This window comes from Paenibacillus sp. J22FR21 (assembly GCF_056269135.1).
This window is the reverse complement of the sequence record NZ_JBWDNJ010000002.1, coordinates 700,422-722,527: the sequence shown is the minus strand read 5'-3', so window position 1 is coordinate 722,527 and position 22,106 is coordinate 700,422. Positions and strand designations below refer to the sequence as shown.

Sequence of the window (22,106 nt, the reverse complement as noted above, 5' to 3'; positions counted from 1 at the left end):
TCTATGTAGAATGTGTACCAATAGCAAATAAAAAACCTCACAAGCTGACGTTCAGGGATAGATGCCCTAACGTCAGAAAGTGAGGTTGATGTTTGTCCGCCGGAAGAACTAGCCCTCAAGCAGCAATGATTCTGGATCTTCAAGCAATTGCTTCACGGTAACGAGGAAGCGAACCGCTTCGGAGCCATCGACGATACGGTGATCGTACGAAAGCGCAATATACATCATCGGACGGTTCTCCATGCGCACATCGTCAATCGCCATAGGACGAATTTGGATTTTGTGCATTCCGAGAATACCGACTTGCGGTGCATTAAGAATTGGCGTGGACAACAGCGAACCGAATACGCCGCCGTTTGTAATCGTGAATGTGCCGCCTTGCAGATCATTCAGTGCCAATGTATTGGCACGTGCTTTACCGGCAAGATCAGCAATTTGCTTCTCGATTTGAGCGAAGCTCAGACGATCCGCTTCACGCACGACCGGAACAACAAGACCTTCTTTGGCAGATACTGCGATACCGATATCGTAGTACTGCTTCACAAGGATCTCATCCCCTTGGATTTCTGCATTCAGCAGCGGGAATGCTTTCAGCGCGCCGATTACAGCTTTCGTGAAGAAGGACATGAAGCCAAGACCGATGTCATGCTTCTCTTTGAATGCGTCCTTCCGGCGTTTCCTAACCTCAAGAATCGCCGTCATGTCGACTTCGTTGAACGTTGTCAACATTGCAGCGGTTTGCTGCGCTTCTACAAGGCGTTTCGCGATCGTAATCCGGCGACGGGACATCTTACGGCGTTCAGCCGGTTTGCCCGGCTCCGCTGCAGGAGCAGACGGCGCAGGCGCTGCTTGTACGCTAGGCGCTGCTGCCGGAGCTTTCGCCGCTGTGTTATGAGCTTGAATATCCTCTTGACGGATACGGCCCATCGGATCTTGCGCTTGCACTTGCGTAAGGTCAATGCCGCGCTCTCTTGCCAGCTTGCGTGCTGCAGGCGTAGCGGCGAACACAGCTGCATTCGCATCGGAAGCAACCGGAGAAGGCGCTACTGCAGGTGTAGGAGCAGCCACTGGCGCTGCAGGAGTCGTTGCAGGCGCTACAGGAGCTGGTGCTGCTGCAGGGTCGCTGCTAGGCGACATTGGCTGAGAAGCCGCTGCACCGGAGCCGCTTCCGATCGAGCCGATCGTCTCGCCTACCGCTACGGTTTCCCCTTCGCCGCGAAGAAGCTGCTCGACAACGCCGGCTTGCTCCGCACTGATTTCGATGTTAACTTTATCCGTTTCCAGCTCAGCAAGCACATCGCCTACATTAACGCTGTCACCTGCTTTAACATGCCATTTAGAGATCGTGCCTTCTACGATCGATTCGCCCATTTCGGGTACTTTAATTTCACTCATGGCTGTTCTCCCCTTTAGTCGTCGTTGTTAGAGTACTGCGATTCAGCGCAACGGATACGATACGTTGCTGCTCCATGTTGTGTACGTATTGGAATCCGCTTGCCGGGCTCGACCGTTTCGGACGACCGATATAACGAACGGTTGTATTAGGTGTTACACGCGCGCGGATCCGCGGCTCGACATAGTTCCATGCACCCATGTTTTGCGGCTCCTCTTGAACCCACAGCACTTCTTTCACATTCGGATAACGGTTAATGATTTGCTCGATATCGGATTTCGGGAACGGATACAGCTGCTCCACGCGAACGATATGAACCCAGTTCCATGTATCCGCTGCTTGACCGTCTTTAAGCTCTAACGCAGCTTCCAGATCGATAGCCACTTTACCTGTACAGAAAATCAGTCGCTCTACTTGCGCCGGTTGCTTGCCAAGACCTGGCTGTTCCAGCACTAGTCTGAACGAGCCATTGCTGAATTCAACCGGATCCGAAGCGACGCTTGGGTTTCGGATCAAGCTCTTAGGCGACATCACGATGAGCGGACGCGCTTCGTCCGTATTGATAATCGCAGCTTGACGACGAAGCAAATGGAAGTATTGCGACGCTGACGTCAGGTTTACGATAGTCAGGTTATCTTCCGCTGCCAAAAGCAAGAAACGCTCAAGCCTCGCACTGGAATGCTCCGGACCTTGACCTTCATAGCCATGAGGCAGCAGCATGATCAGACCGGACTTCTGCGACCATTTCACACGGCCAGCCGTGATGAACTGGTCGATAATAACTTGCGCACAGTTGGCAAAGTCTCCGTATTGTGCTTCCCAGATAACAAGTGTTTCCGGAGAGAACACGTTATATCCATAATCAAACCCAAGTACAGAAGCTTCAGCTAACGGACTGTTATGCACCGCGAAGGAAGCATTGGCTTGAGGCAGCTTGTGAAGCGGCGAGAACGTTGCATTCGATTCATAGTCATGCAGCACGATGTTACGGAATGCAAAGGTTGCGCGCTCCGAATCTTGTCCGCTCAAACGAATTGGCGTACCGTCGGATAGGATGGTTGCAAAGGCAAGCGTTTCTGCCAAGCCCCAATCCACTTTGCTGCCCTTATCCAGAGCATTTGCACGGCGCATCAGAATACGTTCAAGCTTCTCGTGCACCTTGAAACCATCCGGCCATTTAAGCAGCTCTTCGTTAATGGCACTGAGCTTCTTCAGCGGAACGGAAGTAATGACTTCTTTCTTGCGACGTTTGCTCGTATCGTCGATCTTAGGCTGCTTGAAAGACTTATCGCTCGACTTAACCTCATCTAGAGCGGCTTGCAGCTTCGCAAGACTTGCTTGTCTAATGGCGGTGACTTGATCCTCAGACAGAAGCCCTTTCTCTTTCAGCTTTTCACTGTAAATTCGGCCGACAACCGGGTGGTTGCGAAGCTTCTGATAAACAAGCGGTTGCGTTGTTTCCGGATCGTCCGTCTCGTTGTGACCGTAACGGCGATAGCCGACCATGTCGATCAGGAAGTCTTTGTGGAACTTCTGACGGTATTCACAGGCCATCCGAACCGCAGCAATACACGCCTCCGGATCGTCGGCGCTAACATGTACGATTGGGATTTCATATCCCTTTGCAAGGTCACTCGCATAATGCGTGGAACGCGAATCCCTGCTCTCGGTCGTGAAGCCGAGTTTATTGTTTACGATGATATGAATCGTTCCGCCGTTCTCATAACCTGCAAGCTTCTTGAAGTTTAGCGTCTCAGCCACGATACCTTCACCTGCGAACGCCGCGTCACCATGCATCAGAATCGCTGCTGCGCTGCCGAAATCAGGCTTCGGATAGCCGGCTTTGCTGCGATCATCTTGCGCTGCACGTGTATAGCCTTCAACAATCGGATTTACGTATTCCAAGTGACTCGGGTTGTTTGACAGCGAGATACGTGTTTCAACGGTTTCATTCTCTTTAAGCGAACGATGCGCGCCTAAGTGATATTTCACGTCGCCTGTCCAGCCGATATTAATACCCATCGCGCCTTCGGATGGCAACAAATCCTTCTCTTTGTTTGGCGAATGATGGAATTCAGCGAAAATAGCTGTGTATGGTTTGCCGAGAACATGTGTCAGTACGTTCAAACGTCCACGGTGCGCCATCCCCATAAGAATGTGACGAGCGCCGTCATGCGCGAGCTCACGGACAATCTCGTCCAGCATCGGCACAAGTGTATCCGTTCCTTCGATGGAGAAACGCTTCTGTCCTACGAACGAGCGATGCAGGAAAGTCTCGAATTGCTCGACATCAACTAACCGTGCAAACAAAGCGATTCGTTCTTTGGCACTCATCGGTTTGCTTGCCATGCCAATTTCAGCTTGGCGTTGCAGCCAAATGCGCTCATCTTCAGCATGAATATGACCGAATTCGAAGCCGAATGACTTCGTGTAAACTTCTTTCAAATGAGCAATAGCTTGGGCACCTGTCCGAATCGTCTCCGGTGCTTCCTCCCAGATGAGAGAAGCAGGAATCGATTCCAGATCTTCCGATGACAGTTTGAATGTCACGGGCTCAAGCAGCTGTGTATCCGATGCGGCAGATAAACCGAGCGGATCGTTGTCGGCTGCCAGATGGCCGTAAGTACGGATGTTCCTTACAAGCTTGCCAGCGTCGACGATTTTCTTCAAGAACGCAGGATCAATCGATTTGATGCTATCAGAGCCCGAAACGCCGGATGCGAGTGGTGGATTCACGTTCACAATGCCCTTCGCCGATGTGGACGGCGGCGGTCCCCACTTCGCAAAAGAATCTCTGAATGCTGGCTCAACCGTTTCAGGGTTTATCAGGAACTTTTCATACATTTCCTCGATATACCCTAAATTCGGGCCGTAATAGAGTTCCCATGGCGACTTCTGACTATTATTCTCTGCTGTCATTACAGGCTACCTCCAACTATTTAGATGCGCTTATTTAATTAATTAACCCTTTGTACTTCCATCCATACATGATAGCAGAAACATCATAGTTGGGACAAATGAACAGGCAAAAGTCCTTGGAATGTTCATATTTCAAAGCCGGATTCCCCGTTGACTGAGAAAATGCATACTCACAACCGCATAATGCAAGTAAATTAGCTCCTAATTTCACAAAAAAAAGAAGTCCCGAAGGACTTCTACTCTTATTATAAGGTGGAACGTTCACCCAGCTCTTCATCCGACTCGTCTTGCTCGGAATCCTCTTTGGCTTCTTCAGCCGTGCCGCGCGCATTCAGCATCAGCATCGTAATCAGGGCGAAAGCGATCAAAGCCAGGAATGGAATGGTGACATAACCGCCAAACCAATCAAGGTAATCTTCGCTGCACGGAACGCCGACTGTACAAGGAAGCATTTTGGCCAGTGCCGGAATTTGCTGTTCCGCATAATGATACAAGGCGATCAACCCGCCAATTAATGAAAGCGGCCAAATATAGGGGATCAGCCTCCGGTCATTGCGGTAACTCGCTATTCCGAGGAGTACGACAAGCGGATACATGAATATTCGTTGATACCAGCATAAATTGCATGGAATAAAGTGCATGATTTCGCTTAAATACAGACTGCTGCCCGTTGCGACGATCGACACGATCCACGCCAAATAGAGCGCGTATTTGCTAAAGAACCCAAGGCTCTTCGACGTTTGGATCATTTGTCCCCGCCGGCCAGCGCGTCATCGATGGCTTTCTTAATACCGGGATAGTCACCGAATTGACCTGTAAATTCTTCTCCGTTAATAAACAGAGTCGGCGTGGAGTTTACGTTAGCGGCGATTGCTTTGGATTTATGCTTGCTGACCTCGGACGCATACGTGCCTTCTTCGATATCTTTCTTCAGCAAATCCAAATCGACATCGATCGCGTTATCTTTAGCTAGCTGAACCAAATATTCAGGCGTTGCCCAGAGAGTATGCTCGTCTTGCTGGTTCTTATAAAGGATATCGAAATATTTCCAAAAAGCGTCATTATTCTGATGATACACGGACTGAGCGGCCAGTGCGGCTGTCGTTGAATCCTCACCGATGAACGGGAAGTTCATGAAGTAGAATGCAACTTTGCCCGACTCCACGTAGTCCTTCTCGATCTGCGGTTTAATTTGCTGACTGAACACTTGGCAGGATGGGCATTTGTAATCGCCGAATTCGACGATCTTCACCGGCGCATCTGCTTTGCCCAGAATAGGCAGCTGTTCATAATCAAACGCGGTCGGATCAGCCTTCGGTGTGAATATCAGGGCTGCAATAATACCCAGAATAACAACGATACCTGTACCCCACATCAGCTTCTTCATAAACTTGCGCTGCTTCTCCAGCTTCTCTTGCTCGGCTTTGCGTTGACTCTTATACGTGGATTTCTTCATTGGCTGCGACATTTGCTCCCCATCCTTTTCTATGAGCCTATTCTAGTTAAATTGTAGAGATCGATTTACTAGATGTCAATTCATTCAAACGCTTAGCGTCTCCGGCTTAACGCCTGCCGGAAGAATGCGCTCTACTTGCTCCATTACGCGTGCATCCGCCAGTTCTTCGCCCATTATCGTGATCATCCCGCTATCCTCACGACCACGAATCAATCGGCCCAAACCTTGCTTCAATCGAAGCAGCATATGAGGCATGTCCACCGTTTCGAATGGAAGTTCGGCATCTTTGCGTTTGGCTGTGAAGACAGGATCATGCGGTGGATAAGGAAGCGACCACATCAGCACATGAGACAGCGACGGACCCGGAATATCAAGCCCTTCCCATAACGTAACCGCACATAGAACACTGGCTTCATCGTGTTGGAACGTCTCGATGAGATGACTGATCTCAGCGGTCCCTTCAAACAGAAACCGGAAAGCATCGAAATCGGGAATCGAAACGATATCTGTTCTGAACTGCAGCAGCTCCTCCTTGGACGGGAACAAGATAAGCGCTCGTCCTTCTGATTGCTGCAGTCTTCGCAGCGCAAGCTTCAATTTGTCAGCTTGGCTGCTAATCGGCGCAACCGCCGCACTCATTTGCGTCTCATAATCATATGGCGACGCTACCGAGAAGGATAACGCCTTCTGGATTCCAAGATTGTCTGCAATATAATCAAACGAATCATTGACGGACATCGTCGCAGAGGAGAACACGATCGGCATGTGCTTCGAGAAAACGCGCTCCTCGAGAATCTCCTTCACCAGCTTCGGCATAATGACAAGCGTAATGCCGTCCTGCTCTTCTTCGATCCAAGTAATCAAACCGCTTGGTTTCTTGAATAAGTTGAGCGCCAGCTGCAGCATCTCGATATGCTCCTCCACGATGGTGAGCTGATAGGCATCAATCGTAAACATGCCGCTCTCGAAGACAAGCTCTTCTTCAATCGCTGCAAGCACCGCCCCGAAACGGGTTACTTCCTTCAACAACCGATCTGACATGATCACTTCACGTCGATCCGACGCTGCAACGGAGCGGCTGCTGGAATTCAGCAATCGGAAGAGATGCTCGCTTTGTTCGATGGCTTCATCAATCGTGACAGCAAGCGTCTCGCGGATCTCTCCTTGAAGCAGCCGCGTGATGATAGATTCAAACACATTGTGCTTCAGCTTATAGGTGAGCGCCTTCTGAGCCGCAGTCTCCAGCAGATGGCCTTCGTCAAATACGACAGAGCTATGTTCAGGCAGAAGCGGCAGCTGTCCTTCGCGCTTACGCGCCTCATACGTCCACACATGCTCCATGTAGAAGTCATGCGAGCAGATGATAATGTCAGCTGCTTTGCGGTAATGCTCGCGCGAGAGCGTCTGGCCGCAGCGATGTCTCCGAGAACAAACCAGGCAGTCCTGGAATACGTCCCAGCCAACCGCTTTCCACTGATCGTCGGTCAGATTCGGGTAATCTTTGCGATTGCCATAGGGGTAGAAGGCTTGCATCGTGCCCGGATTATGGACGAACTCAGGCAATGCCGCATGCATATCCCGATAAATTTCCGTATCCGTGAAGCCGCCTCTTGCATCTTCAAGCTTATTCAAGCAAATATATTGATCCATCGATTTGCCCAGCCGCGCATCAATCGTCAAATCCAGATATCGTGCCAGCTTCGCGATATCGCCTTCCGGCTTCACCAGCTGCTCGATAAGCGATTCATCCGCGCAGGCAATGATGGCCGGTTTGCGCGTATATCTTGCATAGTTAATGGCATAAAGCAAATAGACGAACGTTTTCCCCGTCCCTACGCCAGCCTCTGCAAAAATCGTTTGTTTCTCGCTATAAGCCCGTTCCAGCTGAAAAGCCATATAAATTTGCTCATCTCGGAGTTCAAATCCGGCCTCAGGAAGCCGTTCATAGAACACATCCGCAATCCAATCACTGGCTTGCTGGACGAAGGATTCTTTCGGGTCAAAGTCAAAAGGGTACTTGTTCACCAGTTTCAAAGCCTCCAGCACTACTCAATTTCAAACAACATTCAAACCGTTATCATAACATGTTTTCACTCAAAAAGGCTAATCCATCTCGTGGATTAGCCTTGATGAAAGAATTGCCACATGTGCTTACACGACATCGAATCCTTGATCTTCAATCAACGTTTTGATGCGGTCCAGAGAGATCGATTTCTCTTCATAATCGACCGTAACCCGGTTGCCGGGCAAATCAACCTTTGCCGCTACGCCGTTCTTCTTCAGTGCTCCCTCGATGCTGTTCACGCAATGCTGGCAGGACATGCCCTTCACTTGAATGGTAGTTGTCATTCGAAATCGCTCCTCTAATCAAAGTTATTTGCGGAATCGTTGAAGTCTTAAGGCGCTGAGTACGACGGAAACAGAGCTCAGTGCCATCGCAGCCCCTGCCACCCATGGGGCGAGCCAGCCGGCTGCGGCAATCGGGATCCCGACTGCATTATAGGCAAGCGCCCAGAATAAATTCTGCTTGATGTTGCTCATGGTTTTGCGGCTAAGCGCGATTGCTTCGGGAATGCTGCTTAAATCGCCGCGCATCAGCGTAATATCCGCAGCCTCTATGGCAACGTCTGTACCTGTTCCCATGGCCATGCCGATATCAGCGGTAGCGAGTGCCGGTGCATCATTGATGCCATCGCCAATCATCGCTACTTTAAGTCCGCGCGCTTGAAGCTTCTTCACTTCCTCTGCCTTACCTTCCGGTAAAACTTCGGCAAGGACGGTACCGATCCCTGCTTGTTCCGCGATTGCCCGCGCTGTTGAAGCGTTGTCCCCTGTGATCAATACAACTTCCAAACCAAGTGCTTGCAGCGCCTCGACCGCCGCGCGAGATGTCGGTTTGATCCGATCGGCAACCGCGAGGTAACCTGCGTACACGCCATCTACAGCTGCGAGTACAACGGTATTACCGGCATTCTCCAGCTCTCTAACCTGCGATTGATCCGCAACCTCGACGCTATGCTGCGCTAGCAGGCGCCGAGTGCCGACAAGCAGTCCCTTCCCTTCGATACGCGCCTCGATCCCGAAGCCGGGTATCGCCGTGAACGTTTCGATGGCCGCTGCCTTCTCGGTCCCCCGCTCAAGAAGACCTGCGACAATGGCTTCGCCAAGCGGATGCTCCGAGCTGCTCTCTGCTGTAAGAACCAATCGAAGCAGCTCTTCTTCTTGAAACCCCGCCTCAACCTGATAACCCGTCAGCTTCGGTTTCCCTTCAGTAACGGTTCCCGTCTTGTCGAGCAGCACAGCGTCAATGAGATGCGCTCGCTCAAGGTGCTCTCCGCCTTTGAACAAGATGCCCAGCTCAGCAGCCCGACCTGACCCGGCCATTATTGAGGTTGGCGTAGCGAGACCAAGTGCACAAGGGCAGGCAATAACAAGCACAGCAATCGCTTTGCGCAGCGCCTCCGGGAATGCACCGGGCTCGAGCGCAAAGTACCATACGAGGAACGTCACTGCAGCGATTCCGATCACAATTGGGACGAATATGCCGGAGATAACATCCGCAATTCGCTGGATTGGCGCCTTCGAGCCTTGCGCTTCCTCCACGATACGGATAATGGAAGCCAGTACGGTTTCTTTGCCCACCTTCGTGGCTCTCATGACAAGAGCTCCGTTTCCGTTAATCGTTGCCCCGATAAGCGGATCATCCGCTTGCTTGTGAACAGGGAAACTCTCTCCGGTTAGCATCGATTCATCCACGGATGAGCTGCCTTCCAGCACAACGCCATCGACGGGGATCTTCTCCCCCGGCTTCACGGCGACTAAATCACCGGGCTGCACCTCTTCAATCGGCAGGCGAACCTCGATTCCTTCTCTTATGACGACGGCTTGCTTAGGTGCCAGACCAATTAAAGCACTAATCGCTTGTGAGGAACGACCTTTCGCCAGCGCTTCGAGTAACTTCCCGAGCAGCAGGAAGGTGATGAGCAGCGCACTCGTTTCATAATACAGTTCAACACTATGCATGCTATCCCCCAGGGATGCCAGCGTCTCGACCAAACTATAGAAATAAGCCGCAGATGTTCCGATCGCCACTAACACATCCATATTGGCGCTTCTTCCGCGTAATGCCTTATAAGCGCCTATATAGAACGGAGCTCCGATTACAAATTGAACCGGTGTAGCCAAAGCGAGCTGCAGCCAAGGATTCATTAACCAGCCCGGAATGTGAAGAAATGATGCAAAAGCGAAATGATCTGCCATAGCTAACAGCAGCGGCAAAGAGAGCAGCGCCGAAACAAGTAACCGAAGCTTCAGCTGCTTCAAACCCGCTACGCGTTGTTCGCCGAGCTGCGACATCTCTTTATGTAGCTCAGCATGAAACCCAAGCTGATCCACTTTGCTCATCACGTCGCCTACGGCGATGACAGCTTCATTATATTCCACACGAGCGGTTTCCATCGTCAAATTCACGCTGGCACTCGTGACACCTTCAAGTCTCGATAGCCCCTTCTCGATTCGAGCTGCGCAAGAGGCACATGTCATGCCGCTGATCTGCAGAGTAGTCTTCTGTGTCGCCACGATAGGTTCCTCTCTCCCTTCCATATACCTCTGGAGGGTATGTTCTCAACATCATCTTATCATACCCCATGGGGGTATTACAAGTGGTGTAAAAAAGACCGCACAGCCTGCTCTTCCGGTCTGTCGGTCTGTTATTTCATCAGCTTGTTCATGGTCACCAGCAGTTCCTTAACGACATCATGATCTCCCTGCTGGATGCGTTCGATAACGCAGCTATTCATGTGATGCTCCAGCAGCAGCTTCCCGACCCCATTTAAGGCCGACTGAGCAGCGGCAATCTGATTGAGCACATCATCGCAATACGTATCCTTCTCAATGAGCCCTTTCAAACCGCGAATTTGACCCTCTATTCGGTTCAATCGCGTAATTAAGCTGTTCTTGATTTCATCGGCATGCGCACTGCGCCGGACAGAACCGGCTTGATCGTTGCAATGCTCGTGCTCGGTATGGTTCATCCCACATCCCCCTTTTCCTATCTTTCACTATATCATACCTCCAGGGGGTATACAACTTCACTCTCCCGCCTCTTCGCTGCGCTGCGTTCGCTTAACCTTGATACAGAAACACGGCTGCAAGCACGAATATGCCAAGCCCGAATACGAGCGGATGCAGCAGCGACGTCTGTTTACTGCTTTCCTGCGCTTCTATGTTCACTTCCTGTGATTCTTCCCGAATCAGCTGCAGAACAACCAGATGAACGAACAGATACAGCACATCGACGAACATCACCATCATCACGGCATGAGTGCCCATCATGACGCCAAGCATGGCACCCATCATGCCTCCCATAATCCCTGCGAGCATGCCGTCAAGCGCTGCCATCGTACTGACAGGCTTCCCTGCCAAGTAACCGCAGACAAGCCCAACCAGCACCGAGGCCGCTGTAGGGAAGGTTAAATCCTTAGGATACATGACCCCTGCAATTGTACCTACAGTGACGCTGGTCATCATCCCAATCGTCATTGCAATCATCATGCCGGCCATACAGCTAATGAACTGACTTCTTAAATATGTACGAATGATCGACCAGACGGACATGCCTGCAACCCCAACAATACTGCCGATATAGAAGTAATTCATCAATCAAACGCCCCTTTGTCACCCCATCATTCCATGATAGTATTCCGCGGCGTCTGTCAATATTCGTTCGATGAAGAATTTCTAATGCATTTCTCATACTTCGGCTGAAACCCTTGTCATTCCTTGTGAATCCGCTTTCCAAGTAAATGTTGGGATTTTTTTATGTGCTATGATGTTCCTAGGTCGTTTGTCCCAAGGCAAAGGCATTTAAAACTACTTAGATGAACATCACAGGGGGAATTCAACATGAAAACAAAAATCAGCAAACTTGTAATGAGCATCACATTGAGCTTCACTTTACTTACAGGCGGTACAGTGGCATTACAGGCTACTCCGGCTCATGCAACTTCAGCTTCGAAAGCAAGCAGCGTTATCAGCACAGCCAAAAAATATCTCGGTACACCTTATAAATATGGCGTTTCCACTTCGACAACACGTTACTTTGATTGCTCTTCTTTTACCAAATACGTATTTAAGAAGTATGGTACAACGCTTCCGCGTACGTCTAAGAGCCAATCCAAAGTCGGTTCTTATGTAAGCAAAAGCAACTTGAAGCCAGGCGATTTGGTTTTCTTCTATAAACCGATTCACCATGTCGGCATCTACATCGGCAACGGCAAAATGATTCACACCTACGGTAAGCCGGGCGTCATGATCTCGAGCATCAATTCCGGTTGGTGGAGCGATCACTACGCTACAGCACGCCGCGTATCCTAGAAGCAGGTTAACTTAAAAGGGAAGAAACGCTCACCGCTGAGCGTTTCTTCCCTTTTCTCGTTTCGAATGCAGCATGCTTAGACCGGGCACTTTAATATAATAGCGCGGCTTGGCGACGCCGATTAATTGCGAGCTGTAGATGCCGTTATGTCCGGAGAACATATAACTGACGAGGCATGCCAGAAGCATATAGCCGGCTCCGGAAGTACCGAACAGCTCTATACCAAGAACGGCGCAAGCAAGCGGTGCGTTGGCAGCTCCGCTGAATACCGCAATTAACCCAAGCCCGGCTAGAAAGGCAACACTTACATGCAGAAGCGGCGCGAGCGCATTGCCGAGCGCGGCTCCAATGACAAACAGCGGAGTAACTTCTCCTCCAAGGTAACCCGTGCCTAACGTAATAACTGTAAACAAAGTTTTCCATAGGAATGCTGCACCCGGCACCTGCTCCTGAAACGATTGCACAAGAAGCGGTAAGCTTAACCCCAGATACTCTCGTGTACCGGCTCCTAAGACTAATCCAATGATGAGCAATCCTCCGACGAAAGCTCTAATCCAGCCTAGTGGAATATGCTTCGAGGAGATTCGCTTAACGAATTGAATCGCGGCCGTGAAGATCAGGCTCATCCATCCGAACAAGATCGATGCAATCAACACCTTCAGCAATACAACCCAGCTAAGTGAAGGAATATCACTCCCCATACTGTACTTGATATGGTGAATCCCCCAGGCCAGTGTCGTATAATTCGCTACGAATGCTGCAACGAGGCATGGCAAGATCGCGTTATAGGCAAGCTTCCTGCCCCTAATTACAACTTCAAGCGCAAAGACCGCACCAGCCCATGGCGTCCCGAATACAGCACCGAATCCGGCACTTATGCCACCTAACAGCAGGATTCTTCTGCCTGCTGCATCAGCTTGAAATGTCCTTCCAAACCAATCGGCAAGGCTGCCGCCCATCTGAACAGCCGTTCCTTCTCGGCCGGCTGATCCGCCGAATAAATGCGTGATCCATGTACCCAGCAGGATGAGTGGAGCCATCCGAATTGGGACTCGTTCATAGAGATGGAGATGATCATCGCGCCTGCGTATTTGTTCAATAATGAGATTATTACCCTTTGCGGTATTCGCTCCATATTTCACAAATAAGCAGCTCATCCCTGCTCCGGCAACAGGCAGAAGCAGCATCAGCCAAGAAAAGGAATTCTGAAGATAAGTTGCATATTCGAGTCCGGCTAGAAATAAAGCAGCAGCCGAGCCCACCGCAATTCCCGTTACCACACTATACAGCATCCACAGGATACTCTTTCGCATCATCGTCATCGTCGCCCTTGCCATCTATTTGCTCCCTATCATAGCCGCTTCACAGCTATACAGGCAATAAACTTCTGCAACAGCGTATAAAAGGCATGCCAAAACGACCATCCTAAATGAGAACGGAGGTGAGTTCAGATGGCGAAAGATGTACTTTGCGAAGTTAACTCCTGCAAGTATTGGGCTGCAGGCAACCATTGCAACGCTTCTTCCATTTATGTGGTGAGTAACCGCGGGAAACAAGCAAACAATTCCGAAGAGACAGATTGCAAAACCTTTGAACCGAAAATCTAGCTGAATGTTCCGATTGTGTAATAATTCCTGATGAAACAACAACGAGCCGCCTCGACCAGAAGGCGGCTCGTCCTGTCCTTCTATACCGTAGTATAGCCAACAGTGATAATAATTATCATTGAGAATGGAAATTGCAATTTTTTTTTACGCTTACCAGATCTTCACGTTCTCACGGAAACGTTTGTAGATCCAATCGTTCACTTCCCACAGATCTGCAACCGGTTGGTTCGTGTGTGGAAGTGTGTGCATGTAGCCCGGAGGTCCGAATTCAGGCACGACCGTGGAAACAGCATGTCCTTGTGCCGCACGGCTTTGGATCATTTCTTTCCACCAGCCTTCGAACAATGACACTTCGTAAGCGTATTCCGGTGCCGATGGATCCGGTACTTGCGGTCCTTCCGCATATCCTACACGCGCATGAATATGAAGCGTACGGGAAATCGCAAGCTCGATATCCGCTCTGTTATCTTCCAGATGCGACTCACAAACGCAAGTCCAGTGGCTGAAGTCTGCTGTGATTTTGAGCTCAGGGAGCGCTTCAAGCAAACGAGCCGTTGTCCATGGCGTGAACATCGCACGTTGACGGTGCGTTTCATGACCAACCGCAAGGCCGGTTGCACGTTCTACTGCAAGCGCTTGTTCGAAGAAGTTAACTTGCTGCTCGAATGTCATATGATCACGTGCGCTATGGGAGTTTACGAAGAGCGGTTTAAACGAAACCGCGCGCTCCACTTGCTCAGCGAAGCTTGCTGCATGATCAGCGCCGCCTGTGAAGATTTGCGGGATAAAGTCAAATTTGAACTCTTCCAGCAGTTCCTTGAATTCATTCTCTTGATCGGCCTCAGGCATCGGTGTTTCAACACCGTCAAAACCTGCTGCTTTAATCCGGGTAAACATATCCCGATATGTGCCTTCCATTCCCCACAATGCTTTCAGAAACTTCGTTTGCATTTCATGTTCCTCCTCAGACCTATACCTGTTTTAAAATTACCACAGTTTACTATACACGTGCTCGTCCACGCTGACTACTCTAATTCTACGGTTTCTCGTTCATTTAAACGAAGCTGCTGCGTGGCAAATTCCAAGTATAACGGATGAGATTCAAGAAGCTCATCATGCGTCCCGCTTCCGGTCAGCTTCCCTTTCTCAATGAACAGAATTTGATCGGCATCTACAACCGTTGATAACCGGTGTGCAATGACCAGCGTCGTTCGCCCCGCCATTAAATTCTTCAGCGCTTCTTGAACAACAACCTCGGATTTACTGTCAAGACTTGATGTCGCTTCGTCCAGCATCAGGATCTTCGGATCACGAAGCAGCGCTCTGGCAATGGCAATACGCTGACGCTGACCACCGGAAAGCTTGATGCCGCGTTCGCCGACTTCCGTATCATAACCATTCGGCAGCTCGCTGATGAATGTATGGGCATAAGCCATTTCCGCTGCATGAACAATTGAAGCTTCGCTGACTTCATGATCCATGCCATAACACAAATTGTCTCGGATCGTGCCTGCAATCAATGGACTTTCCTGCGACACATACCCGAACTGACTTCTCCAAGACCTCAAGTTGTAGTTGTCGATGGATTCCTTACCAAGCTTGATTGAACCGCCTGTCGGCTCATAATACCGTTCCAGCAGAGAGAACAGGGTTGTTTTCCCGCCACCGCTAGGTCCCACGATTGCCGTAACCGTACCCGGCTCCACGCGGAAATTCAGCTCAGCCAGCACCGGCTCGCCATTCGCATAATTGAAGCTGAGATCATTAACGGATATCGCTTGATCTGTACGATCAACCGGCTTGCCCCCCTCGTGATCTTCTTCCGGCGCTTCCAATATCGTAATGATCCGTTCCGTCGCACCGACTGTTTTCTTAAACTGCGTGAAGAATGAAGTGATTTGCGTCATCGGCATGACAATTTGAATGAGGTACAGAATAAAGGCAACGAGTTCGCCTGCCGATAAGGCACCTGAGGACACCCGCACACCGCCGTAACCGATAATGACCACAAGCAGCATCATCATAACGAAAAACATGAGCGGTGCAATCATCGCTTGAATTCGCGCTTCTTTCAAGCCGAAGCTGAACAGACTGCTGATTCTCGTGCTGCCTGCCGTGTATTCGCGTTTCTCGGCATTCATGGACTTCACAAGTCTGACTTCAGAGAGAACCTGTGTCAGCGTAGTCGTGAACGATGCGGTTTCTTCTTGCAATCCTTTCGAAACGATATACATTTGACGTCCCAGCGGGACCAGGAATACGGCAGCAATCGGAATAACGCCGAGCATGACTGCGGTCATTTGCCAATCCATATAGAACAATACGGCAACCGATCCGATCACCGAGATAATCCCCGTTAAGAAATTCGTTAAATTCTCAGAGATCAGCTGCTTCACGACGCCGGTGTCATTGGTCATTCGGCTAATCGTCTCACCTGTACGATGATTGTCATAGAACGGAATCGGCAGCTTCAGCAGCTTCTTCCACAGCCTGTCGCGCAAGTTGGCCACGATGCGCTGCCCTATCGCATTCAGCATATACATCGAGAACCCGCTGGCTAGAGCTTGTAGGACAAAAATACCGCCGAACAGCGTTATTTGCTGCCAGCTGAGATTGCTGATCGAGAAGCCGTCCACGAGATTTTTCGTAAACAACGGTATGATAAGCGAAATTAATGTCCCGATTAAACTCATCGATATGGCTGTAATAAGTAGTCCTTTAGACGGTCTTGTTTGTCCGATCAATCGCAGCAGCGGTTTCCAGCCGCCGCTTGGTTGTGCCTGGTCTTTCATTGCAATCAGTTCCTTCCTCTGCGTATCTATTCTGTAGTACGCGTTAAGCATATCAGCGGTTTTTGAACAGATTATGAACAGAACGGAAGGATATGCTGGAACAGAATTTGTTTGGCTGCCACCGCGCTGCTCTTGCCCTCAGGCTCTTTACGAATAGCAGCAACGAGATCGTAAGACGGTACGATGAAAATATATTGTCCCCCGTAGCCCTTGGCGAAGCAGTAGTCTACCACACCATTATGCGCCTCTGTCGATATCCACCAATGGTACCCGTATTCGCCGAATATCGGAGGCTCAAAATGAGCCAGTCCTTTATGATGAACCGTGGTTGAAGTTTCGACCCAGCTCCGTGGAATAACCTGCTCCCCCTCCCATAGCCCGCCCTGCAAGTACAGCTGACCGAAATTCGCCATATCTCTGGACGTCATATGCAGTCCCGCTCCACCTTCGTAAATGCCATCGTGACTGTTCCATCTCGGTTTACGAAAACCCAGCTTCTGAAATAAATGCTCCTCAGCGTAGGCATAGGTTGATGCTCCTGTTGCTTTCGTCAGAATGGCAGATAATAAATGAGAACCTCCGGAATTATAGGCAAAAGCTTCTCCTGGTTCATGCGCCATTGGCTGCGAGAGAATGAAAGATATCCAATCGTCCGCACGCTTCATTTTCCAATACGGCTTATCGAAATCCGGCCAATCCAGTCCGGACGTCATGGATAGCAGATGCTTGATTCGAATGGAACGTTTGCGTCGATCATCAGTTGCTGCAAGCGCGGGAAAGTAGTCGGCAATCGGCTCGTCAATGCTGTTAATATGGCCATGCTCTATGGCGATGCCGATTAAGGCAGAGAGAATACTCTTCGTACAGGAGTAGATCGCGCTGACTCGGTCCGCATTCTTGTCATGCCACTCCCATAGCAGCTCGCCGCCCCGCAGGATGACGACATCGTTTATTTTCCAAGTTTCCAGATGATTTCGTAATTCATCCGTATCGAGTTTAGCCCTATTGGATGACGCAGGCGTAAGTAAGTCCATATGTATTTAGTTCCTTTCTGACTGGCTGAATGGAATGCCGGCATGTAAAATAAGAATAGCTTGTCCAATCCTTACAAATGCGAATAATCCGGAGGTATTGAACGGTATGGCTCTTATTCAATGTGATTTCTATTCGGAAGTGCTTGGCTTGTCCATGTCGATGAACGTTATATTACCACAGGTTGCTCCTTCACAGATCGGAATGGCATCTCATGCCGGCCAGACGAAACATAAGACTTTATTCCTGCTTCACGGCTTATCGGATGACCACACGATTTGGCTTAGACGAACGTCAATTGAGCGTTACGTAGCCGCGCTTGGCATCGCTGTTGTTATGCCATCCGTACACCGCAGCTTCTATACGAATATGGCCTTAGGAGGCAATTATTGGACTTTTATTAGCGAGGAGCTTCCTGCCATTGCCCGTTCCTTCTTCCCGCTGTCGGACCGCAGAGAAGATAATTTCGTTGCAGGCTTGTCTATGGGTGGTTATGGCGCATTTAAGCTCGCTCTGAATAAACCGGAGTCCTTCGCGGCTGCGGCCAGCTTGTCAGGCGCGCTTGACTTGAGTGACTTAAACGATCGTGTCTCCCTTGATTATAACTTGATTTTTGGCTCACAGGAAAAGGTCGATGAGCTGCCCAACAATTTGTTCCTGGCTGCGGAGAAGCTTGCTGCATCCGGCAAACCGATTCCGAAGCTCTATCAATGCTGCGGAACCGAGGATTTCTTATACAGCCACAACGTGCGGTTCCGTGAACATGCCGAGATGCTTGGACTGCCCCTTACCTATGAAGAAGGGCCAGGCGAGCATGAATGGGGCTATTGGGACGAGCACATTCAGCGTGTGCTTGCATGGCTGCCGCTGGAATAAAGACAACAAAGCCGCGGAAGGATTGAGCTCTTATGCTCATTCCTACCGCGGCTTTGTTTGGTCAATCCAGCAGAATCGGCGATATCGCAACACCGGACGGGAAACTGCCCGTTGGCAGAATCGCAATCGGCAGTTGACTGGCAACCTCAATTACCGCAACATAACCAAAGGTTAGTATCGTCACATATACCTTCAAACCATCTGCAGTAATCGCGATATCACTCGTATTGCTCCCTGCCGGCAGCTCGATACGAGTTAGAATTTCATTTCGCGACAGATTGATGACCACGATCTCGTCGCCACCACGGCTCGCCACATAAGCTAATGCACCATCCGGCGTAATAACAAGCTTCTGCGGATCATTGCCCGTATCCAGCTTGATTGTAGCCGTAATGGTGAACGTAGAAGTCCGAATCGCATATACTCGTTCAAATTGCACATCGGTTACATAGGCGATTTCACCGTCTGGGGTAAACGCGATCGCGGATGGCTTGGCCCCATGAGGCAGCTTGATCGTGGACACAATAGTATGGGTGATCGTATCTACGACCGCGATGCAGCCTTTGTTAATTAAGCAGCAATAAGCCTTCTGTCCATCAGGCGCGATTGCCACCGCAACCGGATCACTGCCCGAAGGCAGCGAAATCAGCTTAATAAGCGAACGGGTTTCCGTATCAATGACGACGATGTAGTCCTCTACCATCGTCGTCACGTAAGCTTTGCCGCTATTGCGCGATACGGCAACCGCAAGCGGCACTGCACCTACCGGGAACGTGATTTCTCCTGCGATGGTATGCGTGAGCGTATTGATGATTTTGACCGTTTTATCCCCTTGGCAGGTCACTAACACTTCTCGCCCATTCGGGGTAAAGTCCAGCTGACGCGGACTGCTTCCAACCGGGAACGGGATCGTTGCCACTCTCGTATTCGTTGCCGTCTGAATTACGGTTACGGTGTGACCGGTATGATTGGCTACGTAAGCGTGCATCATCTCATCCATCAGCGAGGACATGACCTGCAAGTTATGCTGGGCGATCACCTCTCCTTGGTCATCAACCTCCGCCATCGTAGCAAACACTTCACCGGCCGCAAGACCGTTCGCCGTAATACTAACGCCAAATTGATCCAGTTCTCTGACCTCATGCTGGACCGTGAACGTGCCGCTTGAATAACCAACAGGCTGAAGCTCTACGATAGCCAGCCTGCGCATCACAAGCTTCCCGTACCCCCCTCCTACTTGATCACTGTTTACCAGTTTCGAATCCATTGAAGCTGCCGCTTCGGTTGCAATCGTATACACTTGAATGCCTGCCGATGCTTGCTGTCTTCCGCGATTCATGACCGTAATTCTAAGGCTTTCCGTTCGTCTTCGTTCTCGATTAATCAGCAGCCCGGTGTCCAAGATCGGCAAAGGGGACGCCTCCTCTACTCTTCCATTCCTCTATCCTATGAGATGCTAGAGTAAATGGCGCGAGACATATCACTATCTCGTGCTGGTAGATTATGCAGGCTCGGTTGCATCCTGTATCTTCAGTAACTTATTTTAAACCTTTAAAACCCATGCCATATACACCGGGGATCGACGTTTCTTTGCCAAGAACGGCAGCTGCCTCAAGCGTCCAGTATGGATTTCGCAGCATGCCTCTTCCGACAGCTACGAGATCCGCGTCTTCATTGCCGATGACAGAGTTAGCGAGCGATGGCTCGTCCAGTCTGCCGACGGCGATAACCGGCACATCCAAGGCATTCTTGATCGCTCTGGCCATCGGTACTTGGTAAGCAACATGCGTTCCCGGTCTGCCATGCGCAAGAATAGGTCCTTCGCCTCCGGAGCTCACATGGAACATATCCACGCCGGCGTCGCGGTACGCTTTAGAGAATGCAATGCTTTCATCAAGGCCATAGCCGCCATCCACGTATTCTCTGGCCGAATCGCGCATGATAAGCGGCATAGTCTCCGGCATTACACTTTTGACTGCATGGATGACTTCGCAACCGAACAGCGTCAAATCCTTGCCGTACTCATCGGTACGTTTATTCGTGAAGGCGGATTGGAATTGGTGAATCAGATAGCCGTGAGCACCGTGAATCTCGATGGTGTCTACGCCGGCTTTGATCGCTCGTTCGGCGGTCAAACAGAATTTATCTATCATTGTCTTTGTTTCATCCGTCGTCAATGCCCTCGGCGTTTTGGATTTCTCGTCGAAGGGAATTGCCGATGGAGCGACGGGAACTTCCGCATGCTCGGCTTTACGTCCGGCGTGAGCGATTTGGATGCCTACTTTCGCACCGTATTCATGACATGCGTCAACAATGCGTTTGAGCGGACCGATTTGCTCGTCGGACCACAAGCCTAAATCGAAATCCGTGATGCGGCCGTCCGGCTCGATATCGGTCATTTTGATAATAACAAGCCCCGCTCCGCCGATCGCCCGGCTTACATAGTGCACGTAATGCCATTCCGTGGCGATACCATCATTATTTCGGACGGCATATTGGCACATCGGAGGCATGACGACTCGATTTTTCAGTGCCATGCCTTTGATATGAAAATCATTAAACAAATTGTACATGGTTCCGCATGCTCCTTTATACCCTCAACTGCTTCTCGGCAGAAGTGGCGTTGATTTACTTAATAGGAATGTGAGAAAGACGACGATAAAGCTACACAATCGTACCATTACAAAATGGTCAATTGTACTTCGTTTATGTTAGGTCTGACATAACCAATCGTTATGACGTATGCGACTATATGAAATCTAACAGCTGTCTGCTGACGGATTCTTCGCGTGTAATGACTGAGATTTGACGCGTCGTTCCAAAGTCCGAAATCGGAACGGCTTTTTTCGTATCCTTCTTCTGAATAATGAAGATTTCAGGTAAAATGGCAATCCCCAGGTTGGCGTGCACGAAACCAAGGACGCTTTGTCCCAGTTCGATCTCGATTGCGATATTCAGCTCTTTCCCTCTTTGCGTAAATTCCTTCTCGACTAACATCCTGACATCGCAGCCTTCCGGCAGCATCACAAACGATTCATTCTGAATCTCATCAAACAGCACTTCTTCTTTGTTGCCATATAGCGGGTGGTTGACATGAACAAACAAGAAGAACCGCTCCGTAAACACTGGCGTCGTGTTGAAGGAGTGCTTAACACCTCTGTCATCAAAAAAAGCGGCATCGATCGTTCCATTTTCCACATTGGTTAACAGGTCATGAAAACTATAAAACACCCGTACCTTAATCTCCAATTTTGTTTGTGCCTGTTGATTGCCTGCTATTCGACCGGGCAAGTAAATCGTCGCGATACTCGGCCACGAACCAATTGTGAGGACGACCTTCCCTTCGTCTTGACTAAGCGCAATCTCGCGTCGCAAGGCGTTCACTTCATTAAGGATACGTTTGCTTCGTTCAAGCAAAATCTGGCCGGCTGCCGTTAACGTTACGCCGACGGTTGAACGCAGCAATAATTGTGCCCCTAATTCATCCTCCAAATTGCGAATTTGCTTGCTTAAAGCCGGCTGACTGATATGTAAGCCTTCGCTGGCCTTCGTCAAGCTCTTCGTTTCCGCCGTCTGCTGGAAGGCCTCCAACCATTCGATCCTCATCTTCATCCCTCATAACTTTGGGTTACTCCCGATCAACATAGCGGAAGTA

19 protein-coding genes are annotated in these 22,106 nt (G+C 50.0%); 3 read left to right on the top strand and 16 right to left on the bottom strand.

Annotated elements, in window-relative coordinates; all coding sequences use genetic code 11:
- Positions 1-108: 108 nt before the first annotated feature.
- The 9 genes from odhB to AC0YNS_RS09065 all read right to left on the bottom strand — a co-directional run bounded on the left by odhB (position 109) and on the right by AC0YNS_RS09065 (position 11,426).
- Positions 109-1,395: a 2-oxoglutarate dehydrogenase complex dihydrolipoyllysine-residue succinyltransferase gene (gene odhB, locus AC0YNS_RS09105; protein WP_475780668.1), complete on the bottom strand. Its 1,287-nt coding sequence runs from the start codon at positions 1,393-1,395 to the stop codon at positions 109-111.
- Positions 1,388-4,312: a 2-oxoglutarate dehydrogenase E1 component gene (locus tag AC0YNS_RS09100; RefSeq protein ID WP_475780667.1), complete on the bottom strand. Its 2,925-nt coding sequence runs from the start codon at positions 4,310-4,312 to the stop codon at positions 1,388-1,390. The genes odhB and AC0YNS_RS09100 overlap by 8 nt, the downstream gene beginning before the upstream one ends.
- Before the next feature lie 245 nt (positions 4,313-4,557).
- Positions 4,558-5,061 carry a disulfide oxidoreductase gene (locus tag AC0YNS_RS09095; protein ID WP_475780666.1) on the bottom strand — a complete coding sequence of 168 codons (504 nt, stop codon included), beginning with the start codon at positions 5,059-5,061 and terminating at the stop codon, positions 4,558-4,560.
- Positions 5,058-5,780, bottom strand: a complete 723-nt coding sequence (locus AC0YNS_RS09090; protein WP_475780665.1) for a DsbA family protein — start codon at positions 5,778-5,780, stop codon at positions 5,058-5,060. Before AC0YNS_RS09090 ends, AC0YNS_RS09095 begins: the two co-directional genes overlap by 4 nt.
- A gap of 72 nt (positions 5,781-5,852) precedes the next feature.
- The gene (locus tag AC0YNS_RS09085) at positions 5,853-7,793 is read right to left on the bottom strand and encodes an ATP-dependent DNA helicase (protein ID WP_475780664.1); all 1,941 of its coding nucleotides are present in this window, start codon (positions 7,791-7,793) and stop codon (positions 5,853-5,855) included.
- Positions 7,794-7,919: 126 nt separating this feature from the next.
- Positions 7,920-8,117, bottom strand: coding sequence for a cation transporter (locus AC0YNS_RS09080; protein WP_475780663.1), 198 nt, complete (start codon positions 8,115-8,117; stop codon positions 7,920-7,922).
- 24 nt (positions 8,118-8,141) lie between these two features.
- Positions 8,142-10,370, bottom strand: coding sequence for a heavy metal translocating P-type ATPase (locus AC0YNS_RS09075; RefSeq protein WP_475780662.1), 2,229 nt, complete (start codon positions 10,368-10,370; stop codon positions 8,142-8,144).
- Between the two features lie 107 nt (positions 10,371-10,477).
- Positions 10,478-10,801, bottom strand: a complete 324-nt coding sequence (locus AC0YNS_RS09070; protein WP_475780661.1) for a metal-sensitive transcriptional regulator — start codon at positions 10,799-10,801, stop codon at positions 10,478-10,480.
- A 91-nt stretch (positions 10,802-10,892) separates the two neighbouring features.
- Positions 10,893-11,426, bottom strand: a complete 534-nt coding sequence (locus AC0YNS_RS09065; RefSeq protein ID WP_475780660.1) for a hypothetical protein — start codon at positions 11,424-11,426, stop codon at positions 10,893-10,895.
- A gap of 246 nt (positions 11,427-11,672) precedes the next feature.
- On the opposite strand from AC0YNS_RS09065, the gene AC0YNS_RS09060 reads away from it, so the two are divergent.
- Positions 11,673-12,143 (top strand): C40 family peptidase, encoded by a 471-nt coding sequence (locus AC0YNS_RS09060; RefSeq protein WP_475780659.1) that lies wholly within the window; start codon positions 11,673-11,675, stop codon positions 12,141-12,143.
- A gap of 30 nt (positions 12,144-12,173) precedes the next feature.
- Here the strand turns inward: AC0YNS_RS09060 and AC0YNS_RS09055 are convergent, their stop codons facing one another.
- Positions 12,174-13,481 carry a chloride channel protein gene (locus AC0YNS_RS09055; RefSeq protein ID WP_475780658.1) on the bottom strand — a complete coding sequence of 436 codons (1,308 nt, stop codon included), beginning with the start codon at positions 13,479-13,481 and terminating at the stop codon, positions 12,174-12,176.
- A gap of 114 nt (positions 13,482-13,595) precedes the next feature.
- Here AC0YNS_RS09055 and AC0YNS_RS09050 point away from each other — a divergent pair, with 114 nt between their 5' ends.
- Positions 13,596-13,751 carry a DUF1540 domain-containing protein gene (locus AC0YNS_RS09050; protein ID WP_475780657.1) on the top strand — a complete coding sequence of 52 codons (156 nt, stop codon included), beginning with the start codon at positions 13,596-13,598 and terminating at the stop codon, positions 13,749-13,751.
- A gap of 150 nt (positions 13,752-13,901) precedes the next feature.
- Here AC0YNS_RS09050 and AC0YNS_RS09045 read toward each other — a convergent pair whose 3' ends face one another.
- The 3 genes from AC0YNS_RS09045 to AC0YNS_RS09035 form a co-directional block, all read right to left on the bottom strand.
- Positions 13,902-14,702, bottom strand: coding sequence for a sugar phosphate isomerase/epimerase family protein (locus AC0YNS_RS09045; protein WP_475780656.1), 801 nt, complete (start codon positions 14,700-14,702; stop codon positions 13,902-13,904).
- Between the two features lie 74 nt (positions 14,703-14,776).
- Positions 14,777-16,549: an ABC transporter ATP-binding protein gene (locus AC0YNS_RS09040; RefSeq protein WP_475781008.1), complete on the bottom strand. Its 1,773-nt coding sequence runs from the start codon at positions 16,547-16,549 to the stop codon at positions 14,777-14,779.
- A 65-nt stretch (positions 16,550-16,614) separates the two neighbouring features.
- Positions 16,615-17,577 (bottom strand): serine hydrolase domain-containing protein, encoded by a 963-nt coding sequence (locus AC0YNS_RS09035; RefSeq protein ID WP_475780655.1) that lies wholly within the window; start codon positions 17,575-17,577, stop codon positions 16,615-16,617.
- A gap of 106 nt (positions 17,578-17,683) precedes the next feature.
- Between AC0YNS_RS09035 and AC0YNS_RS09030 the strand changes: the two genes are divergently transcribed.
- Positions 17,684-18,451 (top strand): alpha/beta hydrolase, encoded by a 768-nt coding sequence (locus AC0YNS_RS09030; protein WP_475780654.1) that lies wholly within the window; start codon positions 17,684-17,686, stop codon positions 18,449-18,451.
- 61 nt (positions 18,452-18,512) lie between these two features.
- Here AC0YNS_RS09030 and AC0YNS_RS09025 read toward each other — a convergent pair whose 3' ends face one another.
- From AC0YNS_RS09025 to AC0YNS_RS09015, 3 genes are all read right to left on the bottom strand, one after another.
- A complete protein-coding gene (locus tag AC0YNS_RS09025; protein WP_475780653.1) occupies positions 18,513-19,862 on the bottom strand; it encodes a beta-propeller fold lactonase family protein in 1,350 nt (449 codons plus the stop codon).
- Between the two features lie 127 nt (positions 19,863-19,989).
- A complete protein-coding gene (locus tag AC0YNS_RS09020; RefSeq protein ID WP_475780652.1) occupies positions 19,990-21,024 on the bottom strand; it encodes an NADH:flavin oxidoreductase/NADH oxidase in 1,035 nt (344 codons plus the stop codon).
- A gap of 175 nt (positions 21,025-21,199) precedes the next feature.
- Positions 21,200-22,057, bottom strand: a complete 858-nt coding sequence (locus AC0YNS_RS09015; RefSeq protein WP_475780651.1) for a LysR family transcriptional regulator — start codon at positions 22,055-22,057, stop codon at positions 21,200-21,202.
- Positions 22,058-22,106 lie beyond the last annotated feature (49 nt).

What these genes read in the sequence shown, in the direction of transcription:
- AC0YNS_RS09075 (WP_475780662.1), bottom strand. Translation starts at nt 10,370, where the DNA reads ATGGAAGGGAGAGAGGAACCTATCGTGGCGACACAGAAGACTACTCTG.
- AC0YNS_RS09035 (WP_475780655.1), bottom strand. Translation starts at nt 17,577, where the DNA reads ATGGACTTACTTACGCCTGCGTCATCCAATAGGGCTAAACTCGATACG.
- odhB (WP_475780668.1), bottom strand. Translation starts at nt 1,395, where the DNA reads ATGAGTGAAATTAAAGTACCCGAAATGGGCGAATCGATCGTAGAAGGC.
- AC0YNS_RS09020 (WP_475780652.1), bottom strand. Translation starts at nt 21,024, where the DNA reads ATGTACAATTTGTTTAATGATTTTCATATCAAAGGCATGGCACTGAAA.
- AC0YNS_RS09055 (WP_475780658.1), bottom strand. Translation starts at nt 13,481, where the DNA reads ATGGCAAGGGCGACGATGACGATGATGCGAAAGAGTATCCTGTGGATG.
- AC0YNS_RS09095 (WP_475780666.1), bottom strand. Translation starts at nt 5,061, where the DNA reads ATGATCCAAACGTCGAAGAGCCTTGGGTTCTTTAGCAAATACGCGCTC.
- AC0YNS_RS09070 (WP_475780661.1), bottom strand. Translation starts at nt 10,801, where the DNA reads ATGAACCATACCGAGCACGAGCATTGCAACGATCAAGCCGGTTCTGTC.
- AC0YNS_RS09045 (WP_475780656.1), bottom strand. Translation starts at nt 14,702, where the DNA reads ATGCAAACGAAGTTTCTGAAAGCATTGTGGGGAATGGAAGGCACATAT.
- AC0YNS_RS09090 (WP_475780665.1), bottom strand. Translation starts at nt 5,780, where the DNA reads ATGTCGCAGCCAATGAAGAAATCCACGTATAAGAGTCAACGCAAAGCC.
- AC0YNS_RS09015 (WP_475780651.1), bottom strand. Translation starts at nt 22,057, where the DNA reads ATGAGGATCGAATGGTTGGAGGCCTTCCAGCAGACGGCGGAAACGAAG.
- AC0YNS_RS09050 (WP_475780657.1), top strand. Translation starts at nt 13,596, where the DNA reads ATGGCGAAAGATGTACTTTGCGAAGTTAACTCCTGCAAGTATTGGGCT.
- AC0YNS_RS09065 (WP_475780660.1), bottom strand. Translation starts at nt 11,426, where the DNA reads ATGAATTACTTCTATATCGGCAGTATTGTTGGGGTTGCAGGCATGTCC.
- AC0YNS_RS09080 (WP_475780663.1), bottom strand. Translation starts at nt 8,117, where the DNA reads ATGACAACTACCATTCAAGTGAAGGGCATGTCCTGCCAGCATTGCGTG.
- AC0YNS_RS09030 (WP_475780654.1), top strand. Translation starts at nt 17,684, where the DNA reads ATGGCTCTTATTCAATGTGATTTCTATTCGGAAGTGCTTGGCTTGTCC.
- AC0YNS_RS09060 (WP_475780659.1), top strand. Translation starts at nt 11,673, where the DNA reads ATGAAAACAAAAATCAGCAAACTTGTAATGAGCATCACATTGAGCTTC.
- AC0YNS_RS09100 (WP_475780667.1), bottom strand. Translation starts at nt 4,312, where the DNA reads ATGACAGCAGAGAATAATAGTCAGAAGTCGCCATGGGAACTCTATTAC.